Origin of the sequence: Pseudomonas sp. CM25 (genome assembly GCF_013179705.1) — a bacterium.
In the GTDB taxonomy this organism is placed as follows: Bacteria; Pseudomonadota; Gammaproteobacteria; order Pseudomonadales; family Pseudomonadaceae; genus Aquipseudomonas.
Genome location: NZ_JABMCW010000354.1, coordinates 1 through 5,306, shown reverse-complemented (window position 1 = coordinate 5,306; position 5,306 = coordinate 1). Strand labels below are relative to the sequence as shown.

Below are 5,306 nucleotides of genomic sequence, written 5' to 3'. Positions count from 1 at the left end.
CACAAGTACGGCGCATGGCTTGAATTCGATGCGGTCTGGGTGGGAGCTGGCTTGCCGGCGATGGGCTACAGCAGCCCCATCATCCTTGACTGACTGGCATTCGGCTAACGCCTCACTCCTGGTAAATCTTCGTCAACAAGCGCAACAGCTGCCCCCGTTCCTCATCATCCAGCGCCGCAGTCGCCTCGCGGTCGCTGTCGCTGGCGATCTGCTTGAGCTCCTTGAGCAACGCTTCGCCTGCCTTGCTTAGAAAAATCCCGTACGAACGTTTGTCCGGCTTGCACCGCACGCGTACGGCCAAGGCGCGTTCTTCCAGCTTGTTCAACAGCGGCACCACCTGGGGCGGCTCGATCGCCAGCGCGCGGGCCAGGTCGGCCTGCATCAGCCCTGGGTTCTGCTCGATCACCGCCAGCGCCGAGAACTGTGCCGGGCGCAGGTCATGGGCCGAAAGCCGGCCGATAAGGTGCTGGAACAGCTTCAACTGCGCGCGGCGCAGGGCGTAACCGAGCAAGTCTTCAAGCACCGCCTCCGCCGGCGTAGCGGGCGTGGCGGCGGTGTCGGTAGTGCGGGCAGACCTTGCCATCGGGGTGCATGCTCCTCGTTCATGGGTAAGAAAGTTACCCAGTTTGCCTGCCTTGTCGCCTGCCGGCTAGGGGAGGGCACGGGAAAATGCCCTTCAGCACGCGCCTCGGAGAAAGATAAATTTCATAATGGTTAATTGACATAACTAATCTGCTCGCTTAGCTTGATGTCACCACCTCGAACAACAAGAGTGCAGAACCATGAGCAAATACGAAGGCCGCTGGGCTACCGTCAAGGTCGAACTGGAATCGGGCATCGCCTGGGTAACCCTCAACCGCCCGGAAAAGCGCAACGCCATGAGCCCCACGCTGAACCGGGAAATGGTCGACGTGCTGGAAACCCTCGAGCAGGACGCCGACGCCGGCGTGCTGGTGCTGACCGGCGCTGGTGAGTCGTGGACCGCAGGCATGGACCTGAAGGAGTACTTCCGCGAGGTGGACGCCGGGCCGGAAATCCTCCAGGAAAAAATCCGCCGCGAGGCCTCGCAGTGGCAATGGAAGCTGCTGCGCATGTATGCCAAACCCACTATCGCCATGGTCAACGGCTGGTGCTTCGGCGGTGGCTTCAGCCCGCTGGTGGCCTGTGACCTGGCCATTTGCGCCGACGAAGCCACTTTCGGCCTGTCGGAAATCAACTGGGGCATCCCGCCGGGCAACCTGGTGAGCAAGGCGATGGCCGATACCGTTGGCCACCGCCAGTCGCTGTACTACATCATGACCGGCAAGACTTTCGGCGGCCCCAAGGCTGCCGAGATGGGCCTGGTGAACGACAGCGTGCCGCTGGCGCAGCTGCGTGACACCACCCGCGAACTGGCGCTGAACCTGCTGGAAAAGAACCCGGTGGTGCTGCGTGCAGCCAAGAATGGTTTCAAGCGTTGCCGCGAACTGACCTGGGAGCAGAACGAAGACTACCTGTACGCCAAGCTCGACCAGTCCCGCTTGCTGGACACCGAAGGCGGGCGCGAGCAGGGCATGAAGCAGTTCCTCGACGACAAAAGCATCAAGCCCGGCCTGCAGGCCTACAAGCGCTGAGTTCAGGCGGGCTGGGCCGTTACCCGGCACAGCCCGCGGATATTCCCGATAAGTACAACAAGAGGAATAAGCATGTTGCAGGTGCCTTTGCTGATCGGCGGGCGGTCGTGCCCCGCCAGCGATGGACGAACCTTCGAACGCCGTAACCCGGTCACCGGCGAGGTGGTCTCGCAGGTGGCCGCGGCCACCTTGGCCGATGCCGATGCAGCGGTTGCCGCTGCCAGCGCGGCCTTCCCGGCCTGGGCTGCCCTGGCGCCCGGCGAGCGGCGCAGGCGCTTGCTGGCGGGGGCCGACCTGTTGCAGGCGCGGGCCGACGAGTTTATTGCGGCGGCCGGCGAAACCGGGGCCATGGCCAACTGGTACGGCTTCAACGTGAAGCTGGCCGCCAACATGCTGCGCGAAGCCGCAGCGATGACCACACAGATCACCGGCGAGGTCATTCCTTCGGATGTACCCGGCAGCTTCGCCATGGCCCTGCGTGCGCCCTGCGGTGTGGTGCTCGGCATCGCCCCGTGGAATGCCCCGGTCATCCTCGCCACCCGTGCGATCGCCATGCCGCTGGCCTGCGGTAACACCGTGGTGCTGAAGGCCTCGGAGCTGAGCCCTGCGGTGCATCGGCTGATCGGCCAGGTGCTGCACGATGCCGGCCTGGGCGATGGCGTGGTCAACGTGATCAGCAATGCCCCGGATGATGCCCCGGCCATCGTCGAGCGACTGATTGCCAACCCGGCCGTGCGCCGCGTCAACTTCACCGGCTCTACCCAGGTCGGGCGGATCGTCGGCGAGCTGGCTGCACGGCACCTCAAACCCGCCTTGCTGGAGCTCGGTGGCAAAGCACCGCTGCTGGTGCTCGACGACGCCGACCTGGATGCCACCGTTGAAGCCGCCGCCTTCGGCGCCTACTTCAATCAGGGGCAGATCTGCATGTCCACCGAGCGGCTGGTGGTGGATAGCCGTGTTGCCGATGCCTTCGTCGACAAGCTGGCGGCGAAGGTTGCCGGGCTGCGCGCCGGTGACCCGCAGGCCAGCACTTCAGTGCTCGGTTCGCTGGTCAGCAGTGCGGCTGGCGAGCGCATCAAGGCGCTGATCGACGATGCCGTGGCCAAAGGCGCGCGCCTGGTGTGCGGCGGCCAGTTGCAGGGCAGCATCCTGCAGCCGACCCTGCTCGACAATGTCGACGCCAGCATGCGCCTGTATCGCGAAGAGTCCTTCGGCCCGGTGGCCGTGGTGCTGCGCGCCGAAGGTGACGAGGCTTTGCTGCACTTGGCCAACGACTCCGAGTTCGGCCTGTCGTCGGCCATTTTCAGCCGTGACACCAGCCGCGCGCTGGCCCTGGCGCAACGGGTGGAGTCGGGCATCTGTCATATCAATGGCCCGACCGTGCACGACGAGGCGCAGATGCCGTTTGGCGGGGTCAAGGCGAGTGGCTACGGCAGCTTCGGCAGCCGTACGGCGATCGACCAGTTCACCCAGTTGCGCTGGGTCACCCTGCAGAACGGCCCGCGCCATTACCCCATCTGAGCAACACGCGATTGGCCGCCACCGGCAGCGCCGGGCGGCGGCAGGATGTACAACAAGAACAAGGAGCAACCTGCGTGAATACCGAAGCCCGCTCACGGTCGACCGACCCTGGCCAACCTCCGCGCTACCGGCAGGTGTCCATCGGCCATCCCCAGGTGCAGGTCAGCCAGGCTGACGGCATTGTGCGCATGCACCCCGTCGAACCTTTGGCGCCGCTGCCGGCGCGCCTGCTCGACCGGCTGCTGCACTGGGCGCACACGCGCTCCGATATCACCTTTATTGCGGCGCGCGAACCTGACGGCAGCTGGCGCGCGATCACCTACGCGCAAATGCTCGGCCAGGTGCGCACCATTGCCGCCAACCTGCTGGGTTTCGGCCTGAGCGCCGAGCGGCCGCTGGCGCTGTTTTCCGGGAATGACATCGAGCACCTGCAGATCGCCCTGGGCGCCATGTATGCCGGCATTCCTTATTGCCCGGTGTCGCCGGCCTATGCGCTGCTGTCGCAGGACTTTGCCAAACTGCGGCATGTCTGCGAGGTGTTGACCCCGGGGCTGGTATTCGCCACCGACGCGCAGCCGTTCCAGCGCGCGTTCGATGCCGTGCTTGATCCGTCGGTAGCGGTGGTCAGTGTGCGTGGCCAGGCCCAGGGCCGTCAGCACATCGATTTTGCCAGTCTGTTGCAACCCTGCGACCTGGCGCCCGCCGACGCCGCGTTTGCCGCTACCGGGCCCGACACCATCGCCAAGTTCCTCTTCACCTCTGGCTCCACCAAGCTGCCCAAGGCGGTGATCACCACCCAGCGCATGCTCTGCGCCAACCAGCAGATGCTGCTGCAGACCTTTCCGGTATTTGCCGAAGAGCCGCCGGTGCTGGTCGACTGGCTGCCCTGGAACCACACCTTCGGCGGCAGCCACAACCTCGGCATCGTGTTGTACAACGGCGGCAGCTTCTACCTGGACGCCGGCAAACCCACCCCGCAAGGCTTCGGCGAAACGTTGCGCAACCTGCGCGAAATCTCGCCTACGGCCTACCTTACCGTGCCCAAGGGCTGGGAAGAGCTGGCCAAGGCGCTGGAGCAGGACGCCCAGTTGCGCGAGGTGTTCTTTGCCCGTATCAAGCTGTTCTTCTTCGCTGCCGCAGGCCTTTCGCAAAGCGTGTGGGACCGCCTGGACCGCATCGCCGAGCAACACTGCGGCGAACGTATCCGCATGATGGCTGGCCTGGGCATGACCGAAGCCGCGCCGTCCTGCACCTTCACCACCGGGCCGCTGTCGATGGCGGGCTATGTGGGGTTGCCGGCACCGGGTTGCGAAGTGAAGCTGGTGCCGCAGGCGGGCAAGCTGGAGGCGCGTTTTCGCGGGCCGCACATCATGCCGGGGTACTGGCGCTCCCCGCAGCAGAGCGCCGAGGCATTCGACGAGGAGGGCTTCTACTGCTCGGGCGATGCGCTGAGACTGGCCGACCTGCAGCAACCGGAACAGGGCCTGATGTTCGATGGCCGTATCGCCGAGGACTTCAAGTTGTCGTCCGGGGTGTTTGTCAGCGTCGGCCCCTTGCGTAACCGTGCGGTGCTGGAAGGTTCGCCCTATGTGCAGGACATCGTGGTAACGGCGCCGGACCGGGAGTGCCTGGGCGTGCTGGTATTTGCGCGCCTGCCCGAATGCCGCCAGCTCGCCGGGTTGGCGGCCGATGCCAGCGATGCCGAGGTACTGGGCAGCACTGCGGTGCGCAGCTGGTTCGCTGACTGGCTGGCGCGGCTGAACCGCGATGCCCAGGGCAACGCCAGCCGCATCGAATGGCTGGCGCTGCTGGACGAGCCGCCCTCGATCGACGCAGGCGAAATCACCGACAAGGGCTCGATCAACCAGCGCGCGGTATTGCAGCGTCGTGCCGCGCAGGTAGAGGCGCTGTACTGCGGCGAACACCCCACCCAGCTGCACGCGCAGGCTCGGCCATGAGCAGCGGCGGGTTATGCACCGCGTTCGACGATGTGGCCATCGTCGAAATGGCACGCACGCCTTGGGTCGACCTGGGCGGGGCGCTGGCAGGTGTGTCGCCCATCGACCTGGGCATCAAGGCAGGCCGGGCCGTGCTGGTGCGCGCCGGCCTTGATCCGCAGGCCGTGGACAGCGTGCTGGCCGGCAGCATGGCCCACGCCAGTTTCGATGCCTA

General features: G+C 65.6%; 4 protein-coding genes and 1 pseudogene. 4 read left to right on the top strand and 1 reads right to left on the bottom strand.

Annotation, left to right across the window (positions count from 1 at the left end):
* Window positions 1-112: 112 nt before the first annotated feature.
* The gene (locus HP546_RS25335) at window positions 113-583 is read right to left on the bottom strand and encodes a MarR family winged helix-turn-helix transcriptional regulator (protein ID WP_172231091.1); all 471 of its coding nucleotides are present in this window, start codon (window positions 581-583) and stop codon (window positions 113-115) included.
* A 199-nt stretch (window positions 584-782) separates the two neighbouring features.
* On the opposite strand from HP546_RS25335, the gene HP546_RS25330 reads away from it, so the two are divergent.
* The 4 genes and pseudogenes from HP546_RS25330 to HP546_RS25315 all read left to right on the top strand — a co-directional run.
* Window positions 783-1,613: a p-hydroxycinnamoyl CoA hydratase/lyase gene (locus tag HP546_RS25330; RefSeq protein WP_172231088.1), complete on the top strand. Its 831-nt coding sequence runs from the start codon at window positions 783-785 to the stop codon at window positions 1,611-1,613.
* A gap of 72 nt (window positions 1,614-1,685) precedes the next feature.
* Window positions 1,686-3,134 carry an aldehyde dehydrogenase gene (locus tag HP546_RS25325; protein ID WP_172231085.1) on the top strand — a complete coding sequence of 483 codons (1,449 nt, stop codon included), beginning with the start codon at window positions 1,686-1,688 and terminating at the stop codon, window positions 3,132-3,134.
* A gap of 74 nt (window positions 3,135-3,208) precedes the next feature.
* On the top strand, window positions 3,209-5,092 hold the full coding sequence (locus HP546_RS25320; protein ID WP_172231082.1) for a feruloyl-CoA synthase: 1,884 nt from the start codon (window positions 3,209-3,211) through the stop codon (window positions 5,090-5,092).
* Window positions 5,089-5,306, top strand: a pseudogene (locus HP546_RS25315) (acetyl-CoA C-acyltransferase); the annotation flags it as partial. The gene HP546_RS25320 and the pseudogene HP546_RS25315, both read left to right, overlap by 4 nt.